The organism is Thioalkalivibrio sp., from assembly GCF_041690275.1.
Lineage (GTDB): Bacteria > Pseudomonadota > Gammaproteobacteria > Ectothiorhodospirales > Ectothiorhodospiraceae > Thioalkalivibrio.
Genome location: NZ_JAWLHP010000063.1, coordinates 1 through 15,309, shown reverse-complemented (window position 1 = coordinate 15,309; position 15,309 = coordinate 1). Strand labels below are relative to the sequence as shown.

Sequence of the window (15,309 nt, the reverse complement as noted above, 5' to 3'; positions counted from 1 at the left end):
CCGTCAACGCCGCCGTCAGCGTCGTCTTCCCGTGGTCCACGTGACCAATCGTTCCCACATTCACATGCGTCTTCTTACGCTCAAACTTTTCCTTGGACACGACTCGAACCTCTTGAACTGGTTATCGGGTGGCTGAGGTGGCGATCAGGACGCCTTCTTGATGACCGCCTCGGCGACATTCGCCGGGGCCTCGGCGTATTTCTGGAATTCCATCGAATAGGTCGCGCGACCCTGGGACATCGAGCGCAGCGCGGTGGAGTAGCCGAACATCTCGGACAGCGGCACCTCCGCCCGCAGCAGCTTCTGGCCCGCCACGTCCTCCATGCCCTGGATCAGTCCCCGGCGGCGGTTCAGGTCGCCCATCACATCGCCCATGTAGTCTTCCGGGGTCTCGACCTCGACCTTCATCATCGGCTCCAGGAGCACCGCACCCGCCTTCAGCGCGCCCTCCTTGAAGGCCATGGATCCGGCGATCTTGAAGGCCATCTCCGAGGAGTCGACGTCGTGGTAGGAGCCGTCGAACAGGGTGACCTTCACATCCACCACCGGGAATCCCGCCAGCACGCCGTTCGCGGTCTGCTCCTGGATCCCCTTGTTCACGGCCGGGATGTAGTCCTTCGGCACCACACCGCCGACGATCGCGTTCTCGAAGGCGTAGCCGGTGCCCGACTCCTGCGGCTCGATCCGGATCCACACGTGGCCATACTGGCCGCGCCCGCCCGACTGGCGCACGAACTTGCCTTCCTGCTCCACGGTCTTGCGCACGGTCTCCCGATAGGCGACCTGCGGCTGGCCGATGTTCGCCTCGACCTTGAACTCCCGGCGCAGGCGATCGACGATGATCTCGAGGTGGAGCTCACCCATGCCGGAGATGATGGTCTGACCGGACTCCTCGTCGGTCCGCACGCGGAACGAGGGGTCCTCCTGGGCCAGCTTGTTCAGCGCCAGGCCCATCTTTTCCTGGTCGCTCTTCGTCTTCGGCTCGACGGCGATCGAAATCACCGGCTCGGGGAACTCCATTCGTTCGAGCTCCACCGGCGAGTTGACCGCGCACAGGGTGGTGCCGGTGAAGATGTCCTTCAGGCCCACGCAGGCACCGATGTCGCCCGCCCGCAGTTCCTTGATCTCTTCCCGGTTGTTCGCATGCATCTGCAGAATGCGGCCGATGCGTTCCCGGTTGCCGTTCTGCGTGTTCAGCACGGTGTCGCCCGCGGACAGTACGCCGGAATACACGCGCACGAAGGTCAGGCTGCCGACGAAGGGGTCGGTCATGATCTTGAACGCCAGCGCCGCAAACGGCTCCTCGTCGTCCGCACGGCGCTCGACCACCTCGTCCGTGCCCGCCTTCACACCCTTGATCGCCCTGACCTCTTCCGGCGAGGGGAGGTACTCGATCACCGCGTCGAGCATCGCCTGCACGCCCTTGTTCTTGAACGCGCTGCCGCACAGCATCGGGAAGATCTCCAGCTCGATCGTGCGCTGGCGCAGGCCGACCTTGATCTCTTCCTCGCTGAGTTCGCCCCCCTCGAGGTACTTCTCCATCAGTTCCTCGTTGGCCTCGGCCGCGGCCTCGACCATGTTCTCGCGCCACTTCGCGGCCTCGTCCTGGAGCTCGGCGGGGATCTCGCGGTACTCGAAGGTCGCGCCCCGGTCCTCCTCGTTCCAGTAGACGGCCTTCATCTTCACGAGGTCGATCACGCCCTTGAAGTTCTCTTCGGACCCGATCGGAAGCTGGATCGGCACCGGGTTCGCGTTCAGGCGCTCGCGCATCTGCTCGTAGACGCGGAGGAAGTCCGCGCCGGCGCGGTCCATCTTGTTGACGAAGGCGAGACGGGGGACGGCGTACTTGGTGGCCTGGCGCCAGACGGTCTCGGACTGCGGCTGCACGCCGCCGACCGCGCAGTACACCATGCAGGCCCCGTCGAGCACCCGCATCGAACGCTCCACCTCGATGGTGAAGTCCACGTGCCCAGGCGTGTCGATGATGTTGACCCGGTGCTCGGGGAACTGCTGGCTCATGCCCGACCAGAAACAGGTAGTGGCCGCAGAGGTGATGGTGATGCCCCGCTCCTGCTCCTGCTCCATCCAGTCCATCGCCGCTGCACCGTCGTGCACCTCGCCGATCTTGTGCGAAATCCCGGTGTAGAACAGGACCCGCTCGGTCGTGGTGGTCTTGCCGGCGTCGATGTGCGCGCTGATACCGATATTGCGGTAGCGCCTGATGGGGGTCTTGCGTGCCACTGTCAACCTCTCTCGTTGCTTACCAGCGGAAGTGTGCGAACGCCTTGTTCGCCTCCGCCATGCGATGGGTGTCTTCCCGCTTCTTGACAGCGGAGCCCTTGCTGTCGGACGCATCCATCAACTCGCCCGCGAGCTTCAGGGACATGGAACGCTCGCCCCGCTTGCGCGCCGCGTCGACCAGCCAGCGCATGGCCAGTGCATCCTGGCGCACGCTGCGCACCTCCACCGGCACCTGATAGGTGGCGCCGCCGACGCGCCGGGACTTCACCTCCACCCGCGGGCGAACGTTCTCGAGCGCCTTGTCGAGCACGCCCATACCGTCGCCGCGCTTGCTCTCGATCTGATCGAGCGCGCCGTAGATGACGCCCTCGGCAACCGACTTCTTGCCGTCGCGCATCACGGTGTTGATGAATTTGGCCAGGCGCTCGCTGCCGAACTTCGGGTCGGGGAGAATCTGGCGCTTCGGAGCCTCTGATCTTCTGGACATGGTTGTCTTCCTGAACCGACGGAATTAGGTCTTCTTCGGGCGCTTCGCACCGTATTTCGAGCGGCCCTGGGTGCGCTTCTGCACGCCCTGGGTGTCGAGACTGCCGCGCACGGTGTGATACCGCACGCCCGGCAGGTCCTTCACACGGCCGCCGCGAATCAGGACCACCGAGTGCTCCTGCAGGTTGTGACCTTCGCCGCCGATGTAGCTGCTGACCTCGTAACCGTTGGTCAGGCGCACGCGCGCGACCTTGCGCAGGGCGGAGTTCGGCTTCTTTGGGGTGGTGGTGTAGACACGCGTGCAGACACCCCGCTTCTGCGGTGAACCCTGCAGCGCAGGCACCGCACTCTTCTCCACCTTACGCTTGCGCGGCTTGCGCACCAACTGGTTGATCGTGGCCATGCAACACTTTCTCCTAGCCGAAAAATAACGACAGGCCGATACCACGACCGGCCTGCCGAGGGAGCGGAATTTTAAGGACCGCCCCCACCACTGTCAAGGTAAGTCGCCGTTATTCCGTGCCTTCTCCGGCCTGGCCGTCGCCCTCCGGGAGGGCCGTGCTCTCGGACTCGACATCCTCGCCGGGCACCACGTCGAAGCTTGGCAGCTCGCGCAACCGCTTGCGCCGGCGCTCCCTGTGGTAGGCCAGGCCACTGCCGGCGGGGATCAGGCGTCCGACGATCACGTTCTCCTTCAGACCGCGCAGCTCGTCGCGGGCGCCGCGGGTCGAGGCCTCGGTCAGCACCCGGGTGGTCTCCTGGAAGGAGGCGGCGGAGATGAAGGACTCGGTGACCAGCGAGGCCTTGGTGATGCCGAGAAGCACGCGCTGGTACGTTGCCGGACGCTGATCCGCCTCCAGCTTCTCGTTTTCCTCCATCACACGGGCACGATCGAGCTGATCGCCGGACAGCAGGCGGGTATCGCCCGGGTCGGTGATCGTGACCTTCCGGATCATCTGCCGGAGGATCACCTCGATGTGCTTGTCGTTGATCTTCACGCCCTGCAGCCGGTAGACGTCCTGGATCTCCTGCACGTGGTACTCGGCCAGCACCGTCGCACCCCTCAGGCGCAGGATGTCGTGTGGATCCAGCTCGCCGTCGACGATCACCTCGCCCCGCTCCACGCGCTCGCCCTCGAAGACGTTCACGGTGCGGTACTTCGGGATCAGGGTCTCCTGCGGATCCCCGCTGTCCGGCGTGATCACGACGCGCTGCTTGCCCTTGGTCTCCTTTCCGAACGAGATGGTGCCGGAGATCTCCGCCAGCACCGCCGCGTCCTTCGGCCTGCGCGCCTCGAACAGGTCGGCCACCCGGGGCAGACCACCCGTGATGTCACGGGTCTTCGAGGACTCCAGCGGCAGACGCGCGATCACGTCGCCCACCTCCACCCGGGCGCTGTCCTCCAGGTTGAAGATGGATCCCGCCGGCAGCACGTACTGGGCCGGCATGTCGGTGCCGGGAATGAACAGATCGTTGCCCTCCTCGTCCAGCAGGCGCACCGTCGGGCGCAGATCCCGTCCGGCGGTGCTGCGGCTCTTGAAGTCCATCACCACGTTTGAGGACAGACCGGTGAACTCGTCGGTCTCCTTGCTCACCGTGACGTTCTCGACGAAATCGACCAGCTGCACCTGTCCGGCCACCTCGGTGATGATCGGATGGGTGTGGGGGTCCCAGAGCGCCACTTCCTGTCCGGCAGCGACCGAGTCGCCCTCGTTCACGCTGATGGTGGCCCCGTAGGGCACCTTGTAGCGCTCGCGCTCGCGCCCGGCCTCGTCGATTACGCCCAGTTCGCCGGAGCGCGACACCGCGACCAGGTTCCCGTGCTTGTTCGTGACCGTCTTGATGTTGTGCAGCCGGATCTGCCCGGCGTTCTTCACCTGGATCGCGCTGACCGTCACCGCCCGGCTGGCGGCCCCGCCGATGTGGAAGGTGCGCATCGTCAGCTGGGTGCCCGGCTCGCCGATCGACTGGGCCGCGATCACGCCGACCGCCTCGCCGATGTTCACCAGGTGCCCGCGCGCGAGGTCGCGTCCGTAGCACTTCGCGCAGATGCCCTGACGGGTCTCGCAGGTGATCGCCGAGCGCACGTGGATCTCGTCGACGCCACTGGTATCGAGCAGGTCCACCAGCCGCTCGTCCAGCAGTTCGCCGGCCGGGACCAGCACCTCGCTGCTGCCCGGACGCAGCACGTCCCGGGCCACGGTACGGCCCAGCACGCGCTCGTGCAGGGGTTCGACCACGTCGCCGCCCTCGATGATCGGCTTCATCAGCAGTCCCTGCTCGGTACCGCAATCGTCCTCGGTGACGACCACGTCCTGCGACACGTCCACCAGCCGCCGGGTGAGGTAGCCCGAGTTCGCGGTCTTCAGCGCCGTGTCCGCCAGGCCCTTGCGCGCCCCGTGCGTGGAGATGAAGTACTGCAGGACGTTCAGGCCTTCGCGGAAGTTCGCGGTGATCGGCGTCTCGATGATGGAGCCGTCCGGCTTCGCCATCAGGCCGCGCATGCCGGCCAGCTGCCGGATCTGCGCAGCGGAACCGCGGGCCCCGGAATCGGCCATCATGAAGATGGAGTTGAACGAGGGCTGCGAAACGGTCGCGCCCTCGCGGTCCACGACCTCTTCCTTGCCCAGGTGCTCCATCATCGCCTTCGCCACCTGATCGTTGCAGTGCGACCAGATGTCGACGACCTTGTTGTAGCGTTCGCCCTTGGTCACCAGGCCGGAGCCGTACTGTTCCTCGATCTCCTTCACCTGCTCTTCCGCCTCCTCCAGGATGCCCGCCTTCTCGTCCGGGATCACCATGTCATCGGCACAGAACGAGACGCCGGCGCGGGTCGAGAAACGGAAGCCCATGTACATCAGCTGGTCCGCGAACACCACGGTGTCCTTCAGGCCCAGGCGGCGGTAGCAGGCGTTGATCAGCTGCGAGATCGCCTTCTTGCTCAGCTCGCGGTCGATCAGGCGAAACGGCAGGCCCACGGGCAGGATGCCCGAGAGGATGGCCCGGCCGACCGTGGTGTCGACCCGGCGGCGCTTCGGCTCGGGGCCCTCCTCCGCCTCGGCATCCTGGTCAACGATGCGCACGCTGATCTGCGCGTGCAGTTCCACGAGTCCGTTCTCGTAGGCGCGGTGGACCTCATCGACGTCGGCAAAGACCATGCCCTCGCCGCGGGCGTTGACCCGGGATCGGGACAGGTAATACAGGCCGAGCACGATGTCCTGGGAGGGCACGATGATCGGCTCGCCGTTCGCCGGCGAGAGGACATTGTTCGAGGACATCATCAGGGTGCGCGCCTCGAGCTGAGCCTCCAGCGACAGGGGCACGTGCACCGCCATCTGGTCGCCGTCGAAGTCCGCGTTGAACGCCGCACAGACCAGCGGGTGCAACTGGATCGCCTTGCCCTCGATCAACACCGGCTCGAAGCCCTGGATGCCCAGACGGTGCAGGGTCGGCGCGCGGTTCAGCAGCACCGGGTGCTCGCGGATCACCTCCTCGAGGATGTCCCAGACCTCCGGTCCCTCCTTCTCCACGGCCTTCTTCGCCGCCTTGATGGTGGTGGCCAGTCCGCGGCGCTGCAGCTTGCCGAAGATGAAGGGCTTGAACAGCTCCAGGGCCATGCGCTTGGGGAGACCGCACTGATGCAGGCGCAGCGTCGGGCCGACCACGATCACCGACCGGCCGGAGTAGTCCACGCGCTTGCCGAGCAGGTTCTGGCGGAAGCGTCCCTGCTTGCCCTTGATCATGTCCGCCAGAGACTTCAGCGGCCGCTTGTTGGTGCCCGTGATCGCACGGCCGCGGCGGCCGTTGTCGAGCAGCGCATCCACGGACTCCTGCAGCATGCGCTTCTCGTTGCGCACGATGATGTCCGGCGCACTCAGTTCGAGCAGCCGGCGCAGGCGGTTGTTGCGGTTGATCACCCGCCGGTAGAGGTCGTTGAGGTCGGAGGTCGCGAAGCGTCCGCCGTCCAGCGGCACCAGCGGCCGCAGATCCGGCGGCAGCACCGGCAGCACCGACATGATCATCCACTCCGGGCGGTTGCCGGAATCAAGGAAGGACTCGACCAGCTTCAACCGCTTGCCCAGCCGCTTGATCTTGGTCTCGGAGCCGGTCTCCGCGAGTTCATCGCGCAGGCGCGCCGCTTCGGTCTGCAGATCGATGTTCTTCAGCAGCTCCAGCACGGCCTCCGCGCCCATCAGCGCGGTGAACTCGTCGCCGTGTTCCTCGATGGCCTCGAGGTACTCCTCGTCGGACAGCAGCTTGCCGCGTTCGAGGGTGGTGAAGCCCGGATCGACGACGATGAAGGACTCGAAGTAGAGCACCTTCTCGATGTCCTTCAGGGTCATGTCCAGCAACAGGCCGATGCGCGAGGGCAGGCTCTTCAGGAACCAGATGTGCGCGACCGGCGAAGCGAGGTCGATGTGACCCATGCGCTCGCGCCGGACCTTGGTCTGGGTCACCTCGACGCCGCACTTCTCGCAGACCACACCGCGGTGCTTCAGTCGCTTGTACTTGCCGCAAAGGCACTCGTAGTCCTTCACCGGCCCGAAGATCTTTGCGCAGAACAGGCCGTCACGCTCGGGCTTGAAGGTGCGGTAATTGATGGTCTCCGGCTTCTTCACCTCGCCGTAGGACCACGTGCGGATCTGGTCGGGCGAGGCCAGACCGATCCGGATCGCGTCAAACTCTTCCGGCTGTGTCTGCTGCTTGAACAGATTGAGGAGGTCTTTCATTCGCTTGCCTCGCAAAAAGGTCTTGCCGGGGTGCCACTGCACCCCGGAATGTGCGTCTGCTGGCAGATCAATCCTGTTCCAGCTCGATGTTGATTCCCAGCGCGCGGATCTCCTTCATCAGCACGTTGAAGGACTCCGGCACGTTCGCCTCCATGAAGTGCTCGCCGTCGACGATGTTCTTGTACATCTTGTTGCGCCCCTGCACGTCATCCGCCTTCACTGTCAGCATCTCCTGGAGCGTATAGGCGGCGCCGTAGGCCTCCAGCGCCCAGACCTCCATCTCGCCGAAGCGCTGGCCGCCGAACTGGGCCTTGCCGCCCAGCGGCTGCTGGGTCACCAGCGAGTACGGACCGGTGGAGCGCGCGTGCATCTTGTCGTCGACCAGGTGGTTGAGCTTCAGCATGTGCATGTAGCCGACAGTCACCGGACGGTCGAAGGTATCGCCGGTACGCCCGTCGAACAGGGTCGCCTGTCCGGTCTCCGGCAGGTCCGCCAGGCGCAGCAGGGCCTTGATCTCGTCCTCGTTGGCACCGTCGAAGACCGGGGTGGCCATCGGCACGCCCGCGCGCAGGTTGCCGCACAGCGCCAGGACCTCGGCATCCGTCAGCGAGCCGACGTCGACCTTGCGCTCGCCCTGGCCGTAGATCTGCTCCAGCAGTCCGCGCAGCCGATGGATCTCGACCTGCGCATCCAGCATGCGCGCGATCTTCTGCCCCAGTCCCTTGGCCGCCCAGCCCAGATGCACCTCGAGCACCTGCCCGACGTTCATCCGCGACGGCACGCCGAGCGGGTTCAGCACGACATCGACCGGCGACCCATCCTCCAGGAAGGGCATGTCCTCCTCCGGCACGATCATCGAGATCACGCCCTTGTTGCCGTGGCGCCCCGCCATCTTGTCGCCGGGCTGCATGCGCCGCTTCACCGCGACGTAGACCTTCACCATCTTCTGCACACCGGGCGGCAGGTCGTCGCCCGCGGCCAGCTTGGCCTTCTTGTGCTCGAAACGGCGTTCGAAGGCCTCTGCCTGCTCCTTCAGCTGACGACCGAGGTCCTCGAGCTGCGCATTCACGTCATCGTCGCGCAGCCGGATCTCGAACCAGTGGTCCCGCGACACTCCCGACAGGTACTTCTTCGTGACCTTGGAACCGTCACCGAGCCCTTCCGGGCCGCCGGCCGCGACCTTGTTCAACAGCAGACGCTCGACGCGGGCGTAGATGTCCTCCTCGTAGATGCGCTGCTGGTCGCGCAGGTCCTTGCGCACGCCGGCGAGGTCCGATTCCTCGATCGACCGGGCGCGGGCATCCTTCTCCACGCCATCCCGCGTGAACACGCGCACATCGATCACCGTGCCCTCGATGCCGGAAGACACGCGCAGCGAGGTGTCCTTCACGTCGGAGGCCTTCTCGCCGAAGATCGCGCGCAGCAGCTTCTCCTCCGGGGTCAGCTGGGTCTCGCCCTTGGGCGTGACCTTGCCGACCAGGATGTCCCCGGGACGGACCTCGGCACCCACGTAGACGATACCGGACTCGTCCAGCTTCGCGAGCAGGGATTCGGAGACATTCGGGATGTCCGCGGTGATCTCTTCCTGGCCCAGCTTGGTGTCGCGGGCGACGCAGTTCAGCTCCTCGATGTGGATCGTCGTGAAGCGGTCGTCCTGCACCACGCGCTCGGAGATCAGGATCGAGTCCTCGAAGTTGTAGCCGTTCCAGGGCATGAAGGCGACCATCATGTTCTGGCCCAGTGCGAGTTCCCCCATGTCGGTGGAGGAGCCGTCCGCGAGGACGTCGCCGCGGGCGATCACGTCGCCGACCTTCACCAGCGGCCGCTGGTTGATGCAGGTGTTCTGGTTGGACCGCGCGTACTTGGTCAGGTTGTAGATGTCCACGCCCGGTTCGCCCGCAGCGGTCTCGTCGTCGTTCACGCGCACCACGATGCGCGCGGCGTCCACGGAATCGACCGCCCCGCCGCGGGTGGCGACGATGGAGGAGCCGGAGTCGATCGCAACGGTGCGCTCGATGCCGGTTCCGACCAGCGGCTTCTCCGCCCGCAGGCAGGGCACCGCCTGGCGCTGCATGTTGGAGCCCATCAGCGCCCGGTTGGCATCGTCGTGCTCCAGGAACGGCACCAGCGCCGCGGCCACCGACACGATCTGCTTCGGAGACACGTCCATGAACTCGATCTTGTCCGGGGTCGAGATCGTGAACTCGTTCTGGTGGCGGCAGGAGACGAGGTCGTCGGTCAGCCGGCCGTCCTCGTCCATCGCGGCGTTCGCCTGCGCGATCACGTACTGACTCTCCTCGATCGCCGAGAGGTAGACGATCTCGTCGCTGACCCTGCCGTCCTCGACCTTGCGGTACGGGGTCTCCAGGAAGCCGTAGCGATTGGCGCGGGCATAGACCGCCAGCGAGTTGATCAGGCCGATGTTCGGACCTTCCGGCGTCTCGATCGGGCAGACGCGGCCGTAGTGGGTCGGGTGCACGTCGCGCACCTCGAAGCCGGCGCGCTCGCGGGTCAGGCCGCCCGGCCCGAGGGCCGAGATGCGCCGCTTGTGGGTCACCTCGGACAGCGGGTTGTTCTGATCCATGAACTGCGACAGCTGCGAGGACCCGAAGAATTCCTTCACGGCCGCGGCCACCGGCTTCGCGTTGATCAGTTCCTGCGGCATCAGACCCTCGCTCTCGGCGACGGTCAGGCGCTCCTTCACCGCCCGCTCCACGCGGACGAGGCCGAGGCGGAACTGGTTCTCCGCCATCTCGCCGACGCTGCGGATACGGCGGTTGCCCAGGTGGTCGATGTCGTCGGTGCTGCCGATCCCGTTGCGCAGGTCGATCAACACCTTCAGCACCGCGAGGATGTCGTCGGGCGAGAGCACGCCGGGACCCTCGTCGGTGTCGCGTCCGACCCGGCGATTGAATTTCATCCGGCCGACGGCCGAGAGGTCGTAGCGGTCCTCGGAGAAGAACAGGTTGCCGAACAGGTTCTCGGCGGCATCCTTGGTCGGCGGCTCGCCGGGGCGCATCACGCGGTAGATCTCGACCTGCGCCTCCAGCTGGGTGCGGGTCTGATCGAGACGCAGCGTGTCCGACATGAACGGGCCGCGGTCGTAGTCGTTGGTGTAGATGATGTCGAAGGTCACCACACCCACGTCGCGCAGCTTGTCCAGCAGGGGCTCGGCGATCACCGCGTTGGCCTCCGCGATCACCTCGCCGGTCTCCTCGTCGACGATGCCGCGGGCGAGCGTGCGACCGACGAGGTAGTCGTCGGGCACGGTCAGGGAGGTGATGCCGGCCTTCTCGATCTCGCGGATGTGCCGCGGCGTGATGCGGCGGCCGGCCTCGACGATCACGCGATCGCCGTCAGCGATGTCCACGGCCGCGTTCTCGCCCCGCAGGCGGTCGGGGATCAGTTCCAGCTCGGCGCCGCTGTCCAGCAGGCGAACCGCGCTGAAGTCGAAGAAGGTCGCGAGGATCTCCTCGGTATCCATGCCCAGCGCGCGCAGCAGCACGGTCGCCGGCAGCTTGCGGCGACGGTCGATGCGCACGAACACCGCGTCCTTCGCATCGAACTCGAAGTCCAGCCAGGAACCGCGATAGGGGATGATGCGCGCGTTGAACAGCAGCTTCTGGGAACTGTGGGTCTTGCCCTTGTCATGGTCGAAGAACACGCCGGGAGACCGGTGCAGCTGGGACACGATCACCCGCTCGGTCCCGTTGATCACGAAGGTCCCGTTCTCGGTCATCAGGGGCAGTTCGCCCATGTAGACCTCCTGCTCCTTGACCTCCTTCACCACGGTGGTACCCGCCGGGGCCTCCTTGTCGTGGATCACCAGGCGCAGCATCACCCGCAGTGGCGCCGCGTAGGTCACGCCGCGGATCTGGCACTCCTTCACGTCGAACAGGGGTTCGCCCAGCCGATAGGAGACGTATTGCAGCTGCACGTGTCCGGAATAGCTGACGATCGGAAACACCGACTGAAACGCCGCATGCAGCCCCGTCGCCTCGCGCTGTTCGGCAGCGAGGTCGGCCTGCAGGAAGTTCCGGTAGGACGCAAGCTGCGTTTCCAGCAGGTAGGGGACGCCGAGAATCTGGGGGCGTTTGCCGAAATCCTTGCGGATTCGCTTTTTTTCGGTATAACTGAGGGCCATGGGTTACCTCGACAGCAACTGGGGTAATCGGGTGGCGCGGCCACGCCACCACGGGCCGGGACTGACGGACTTCCGCCCGCCAGCCCCGGGGTTCCGTGCTAGCTCACGAAACAACTGACAGAAACGCCTTACTTCAACTCGACCGTAGCACCGGCCTCTTCCAGTTCCTTCTTCATCTTCTCGGCCTCGTCCTTGGTCGCCGATTCCTTCACGGTCGCCGGCACGCCCTCGACCATGTCCTTGGCCTCCTTCAGGCCCAGACCGGTCAACGCCCGCACGACCTTGATCACGCCAACCTTGTTGGAGCCGAAGCTGCTCATCACGACGTTGAACTCGTCCTTGGCCTCCTCCGCCTCGGCTTCACCGCCGGCGGCGGCGGCCGGCGCAGCGGCCACCGCGGCGGCTGCGGACACACCGAACTTCTCTTCCATCGCGCTGATCAGGTCAACGATCTCGAGCACGGTCATGTTGCCGATCGTTTCCAGGATTTCCTCTTTCGAAACTGCCATCTTGATTCTCCTAGTGGGCTACCGCCCGTCTATTCAGGAATGTTTCAGGCGGCTGCCTGCTTTTGATCACGGATCGCTGCCACGGTGCGCACCATCTTGCCCGGTACCTCGTTGAGGGTGCGGGCGAACTTGTCGAGCGGTGCCCTCATCACGGCCATCAGCTGACTGATGGCCTCGTCGCGGGTGGGCAGCTCGGCGAGCCGATCGAGATCGGCCACGCCCAGCAGTTGACCCCCGAAGGAGACCAGCTTGACCTGCAGCCTGTCGTGGGTCTTCGCGAAGCCCTTCATCAGCCGCGCGGCCGCACCGGGATCCTCCTCGCTGAATGCCAGCAGCAGCGGGCCGACGAAGCCCTCCTGCATGCACTCGAAGTCGGTTCCCTCGACCGCGCGCCGGGCCAGGGTATTCTTCACGACCCGCAGGTAGACCCCGGAAGACCGCGCCTGACTGCGCAGTTCGGTCATCTGGGCTACCGACAGACCTCGATATTCCGCTGCAACGGCGGAATGCGCCGAGGCGGCAACCGCGGCCACTTCCGAGACAACCACCTTCTTGTCGTCGAGATTCATAGCCACGTTGTCTTTCCTCCATTGTGATCGCCGGTGTCCGGCGACCGTTGCAGACCGGGTCGACTGCCCCCGGGGCTTCCTGGTGCTTCCCGCCGCAGGACATTCCTGAATCGGGCTGACACCATCTGCGCAGGCTGGGTTTTTAAGCGGCTTGCCGCGCCTGCGGTCTTGGACGGTCCGCCGCCGGATGGCGGCGTCCTACCCAAATCAAGGTACTTCAGAGCTTCAGGGTCGCCGGATCCACCGGCAGGCCCGGACCCATCGTGGACGAGACCGTGACGCGCCGGACGTACACACCCTTGGACGTGGACGGCTTCAGCTTCATCAGGTCGGCCAGCAGCGCGTTCAGGTTCTCGGTCAGCGCGTCGCTGGCAAAGTCGATCGCGCCGATCGAGCAGTGGATGATGCCGGCCTTGTCGGTGCGGTAGCGGACCTGACCGCCCTTCGCGTTCTTCACCGCGGTGGCGACGTCCGGGGTCACGGTGCCGACCTTGGGGTTCGGCATCAGTCCGCGCGGACCGAGGATCTGGCCAAGCTGACCCACCACGCGCATCGCGTCCGGCGACGCGACCACCACGTCGAAGTTCAGCTCTCCGGCCCGGACCTGCTCCGCGAGGTCCTCCATGCCGACCACATCGGCTCCGGCCTCCCGGGCCGCGTCGGCATTCGCTCCCTGCGTGAACACCGCCACCCGCACGGTCTTGCCGGTTCCGTTGGGCAGCACCGTGGAGCCCCGCACCACCTGGTCCGACTTGCGCGGATCGACACCGAGGTTCACCGATGCATCCACCGACTCGCGGAACTTCACCGCGGACAGGTCGCGCAACAGGTCGAAGGCCTCGGCGGCGGGATAGGTCTCGCCCGGACGGACCTTTTCGCGGATCGCGCGGGCACGCTTCGAGATCTTCGCCATCTCAGAGACCCTCCACTTGCAGGCCCATGCTGCGGGCGCTTCCGGCAATGGTGCGCACCGCGGAATCCAGGTCGGCCGCGGTCAGGTCGGGCTCCTTCGCCCGCGCGATCTCCTCGAGCTGGTCGCGGGTGACGGTACCCACCTTCTTGGTGTTCGGCGTGCCCGACCCGCTGGTGACTCCGGCGGCCTTCTTCAGGAGCACCGACGCCGGTGGCGTCTTGGTGACAAAGGTGAAACTGCGGTCCGCGTAGACGGTGATCACCACCGGAATCGGGAGCCCCGGCTCCATGCTCTGCGTGGCCGCGTTGAAGGCCTTGCAGAATTCCATGATGTTGACGCCCCGCTGGCCCAGTGCCGGACCCACGGGCGGGCTCGGGTTGGCCTTGCCGGCCGGGACCTGCAGCTTGATGTATGCGGTAATCTTCTTGGCCATTTCCTCTCCTTCGGGTGCAGGCGCCTCGCGGCTCCCCGAACCGGTTCAACACGCGGCCGGTGCCGCGTCAGGATTTCTCGACTTGATGGAACTCGAGTTCCACGGGCGTCGAGCGCCCGAAAATCTGGACGGCCACCAGCAGGCGGCTCTTGTCGTAGTTGACCTCTTCAACCACGCCACTGAAGTCATTGAACGGGCCTTCCACGACGCGCACCATCTCGCCGACCTCGAACAGTACCTTCGGCCTCGGTTTCTCCGCGCCCTCCTGCATGCGCTGCAGGATCGCGTCCGCCTCCTTGTCGCTGATCGGCGCGGGCCTGTCCGCCGAGCCGCCGATGAAGCCGAGAACACGCGGCACCGCCTTGACCAGGTGCCAGGCCTCGTCATTCAGGTCCATCTGCACCAGCACATAGCCGGGGAAGAACTTGCGCTCGCTCTTCCGCTTCTGGCCGTCCTTCATCTCGACGACCTCTTCCGTGGGCACCAGGATCTCTCCAAAGTGATCCTGCATCCCGTAGCGCTCGATCCGCTCCTCGAGGGATCGCTTTACCTGTCCCTCGAAGCCCGAAAAGGCCTGAACCACATACCAGCGCAGTGCCATGCCCGTCCTCCGGTCAACCAATGAACTGCCGGATAATCCATCCCAGCAGCGTGTCGAGCAACCAGAGAAAGATCCCGACCAGGATCACCACACCGATCACGATCAGTGTGGTCTGAGTGGTCTCGACCCGGGTCGGCCAGACCATCTTGCGGACTTCCGTGCGCGCGTTGCCCATGAAGCCGGCGAGCTGGCGGCCCTTGGAGGTCGTCATCGCGACACCGACGGCGACGCCGACGATGGCGAGCAGGCCGAGCACCCGTACCAGCATGGATTCGGCCGCGAAGTAGTAGAAACCCATCACGCCCGCGATCAGCAGCGCGATCGCCGCGAAGAGCTTGACCGTGTCAAGCCCGCCTCCAGTCTGTTCCGTACGTTCACTCATGAAATAATCACCTGAAGCCCGCTGCCACTGGGAAGGTGGCAGGCCAGGAGGGACTCGAACCCCCAACCTGCGGTTTTGGAGACCGCTGCTCTGCCAATTGAGCTACTGGCCTGTGGCTGTACTTCCTAAAAGTAACGCGGGAGACGGCAACAGCCGCCCCCCGCGGTGACATGGTCTCAGGAGTGTATCACCGGATAGTGTATCACTCGATGATCTTGGAGACGACGCCGGCGCCGACGGTGCGGCCGCCCTCGCGAATCGCGAAGCGCAGACCGTCCTCCATCGCGATCGGACTGATCAG

At 65.5% G+C, this 15,309-nt stretch carries 12 protein-coding genes, 1 tRNA gene and 1 pseudogene; all 14 read right to left on the bottom strand.

What is annotated here, in order from left to right:
- Positions 1–100 (bottom strand): GTP-binding protein (locus ACESMN_RS11490; protein WP_373053740.1); only part of this gene is annotated, 100 nt, incomplete at its 3' end.
- Between the two features lie 44 nt (positions 101–144).
- Complete coding sequence (fusA, locus tag ACESMN_RS11485) at positions 145–2,241, bottom strand: elongation factor G (protein WP_373053738.1); 2,097 nt, start codon at positions 2,239–2,241, stop codon at positions 145–147.
- 19 nt (positions 2,242–2,260) lie between these two features.
- Positions 2,261–2,728: a 30S ribosomal protein S7 gene (gene rpsG, locus ACESMN_RS11480; RefSeq protein ID WP_373053737.1), complete on the bottom strand. Its 468-nt coding sequence runs from the start codon at positions 2,726–2,728 to the stop codon at positions 2,261–2,263.
- Between the two features lie 24 nt (positions 2,729–2,752).
- Positions 2,753–3,130 (bottom strand): 30S ribosomal protein S12, encoded by a 378-nt coding sequence (rpsL, locus tag ACESMN_RS11475; protein ID WP_373053736.1) that lies wholly within the window; start codon positions 3,128–3,130, stop codon positions 2,753–2,755.
- Between the two features lie 109 nt (positions 3,131–3,239).
- The gene (gene rpoC, locus ACESMN_RS11470) at positions 3,240–7,457 is read right to left on the bottom strand and encodes a DNA-directed RNA polymerase subunit beta' (protein WP_373053735.1); all 4,218 of its coding nucleotides are present in this window, start codon (positions 7,455–7,457) and stop codon (positions 3,240–3,242) included.
- 67 nt (positions 7,458–7,524) lie between these two features.
- Positions 7,525–11,601: a DNA-directed RNA polymerase subunit beta gene (gene rpoB / locus ACESMN_RS11465; RefSeq protein ID WP_373053734.1), complete on the bottom strand. Its 4,077-nt coding sequence runs from the start codon at positions 11,599–11,601 to the stop codon at positions 7,525–7,527.
- A gap of 128 nt (positions 11,602–11,729) precedes the next feature.
- A complete protein-coding gene (gene rplL, locus ACESMN_RS11460; RefSeq protein ID WP_373053733.1) occupies positions 11,730–12,110 on the bottom strand; it encodes a 50S ribosomal protein L7/L12 in 381 nt (126 codons plus the stop codon).
- Positions 12,111–12,154: 44 nt separating this feature from the next.
- A complete protein-coding gene (rplJ, locus tag ACESMN_RS11455; protein ID WP_373053739.1) occupies positions 12,155–12,679 on the bottom strand; it encodes a 50S ribosomal protein L10 in 525 nt (174 codons plus the stop codon).
- Positions 12,680–12,896: 217 nt separating this feature from the next.
- Positions 12,897–13,592 carry a 50S ribosomal protein L1 gene (gene rplA, locus ACESMN_RS11450; RefSeq protein ID WP_373053732.1) on the bottom strand — a complete coding sequence of 232 codons (696 nt, stop codon included), beginning with the start codon at positions 13,590–13,592 and terminating at the stop codon, positions 12,897–12,899.
- 1 nt (position 13,593) lies between these two features.
- On the bottom strand, positions 13,594–14,025 hold the full coding sequence (gene rplK, locus ACESMN_RS11445) for a 50S ribosomal protein L11 (protein ID WP_373053731.1): 432 nt from the start codon (positions 14,023–14,025) through the stop codon (positions 13,594–13,596).
- A gap of 67 nt (positions 14,026–14,092) precedes the next feature.
- Positions 14,093–14,626 carry a transcription termination/antitermination protein NusG gene (gene nusG / locus ACESMN_RS11440; protein WP_373053730.1) on the bottom strand — a complete coding sequence of 178 codons (534 nt, stop codon included), beginning with the start codon at positions 14,624–14,626 and terminating at the stop codon, positions 14,093–14,095.
- A 13-nt stretch (positions 14,627–14,639) separates the two neighbouring features.
- A complete protein-coding gene (secE, locus tag ACESMN_RS11435; RefSeq protein WP_373053729.1) occupies positions 14,640–15,008 on the bottom strand; it encodes a preprotein translocase subunit SecE in 369 nt (122 codons plus the stop codon).
- Between the two features lie 36 nt (positions 15,009–15,044).
- Positions 15,045–15,120 (bottom strand) — tRNA-Trp (locus ACESMN_RS11430).
- A 90-nt stretch (positions 15,121–15,210) separates the two neighbouring features.
- Positions 15,211–15,309 (bottom strand): annotated as a pseudogene (locus tag ACESMN_RS11425) (elongation factor Tu); the annotation flags it as partial.

What these genes read in the sequence shown, in the direction of transcription:
- secE (WP_373053729.1), bottom strand. Translation starts at nt 15,008, where the DNA reads ATGAGTGAACGTACGGAACAGACTGGAGGCGGGCTTGACACGGTCAAG.
- rpoB (WP_373053734.1), bottom strand. Translation starts at nt 11,601, where the DNA reads ATGGCCCTCAGTTATACCGAAAAAAAGCGAATCCGCAAGGATTTCGGC.
- rpoC (WP_373053735.1), bottom strand. Translation starts at nt 7,457, where the DNA reads ATGAAAGACCTCCTCAATCTGTTCAAGCAGCAGACACAGCCGGAAGAG.
- rpsL (WP_373053736.1), bottom strand. Translation starts at nt 3,130, where the DNA reads ATGGCCACGATCAACCAGTTGGTGCGCAAGCCGCGCAAGCGTAAGGTG.
- rplJ (WP_373053739.1), bottom strand. Translation starts at nt 12,679, where the DNA reads ATGAATCTCGACGACAAGAAGGTGGTTGTCTCGGAAGTGGCCGCGGTT.
- rplK (WP_373053731.1), bottom strand. Translation starts at nt 14,025, where the DNA reads ATGGCCAAGAAGATTACCGCATACATCAAGCTGCAGGTCCCGGCCGGC.
- rplA (WP_373053732.1), bottom strand. Translation starts at nt 13,592, where the DNA reads ATGGCGAAGATCTCGAAGCGTGCCCGCGCGATCCGCGAAAAGGTCCGT.
- nusG (WP_373053730.1), bottom strand. Translation starts at nt 14,626, where the DNA reads ATGGCACTGCGCTGGTATGTGGTTCAGGCCTTTTCGGGCTTCGAGGGA.
- rpsG (WP_373053737.1), bottom strand. Translation starts at nt 2,728, where the DNA reads ATGTCCAGAAGATCAGAGGCTCCGAAGCGCCAGATTCTCCCCGACCCG.
- rplL (WP_373053733.1), bottom strand. Translation starts at nt 12,110, where the DNA reads ATGGCAGTTTCGAAAGAGGAAATCCTGGAAACGATCGGCAACATGACC.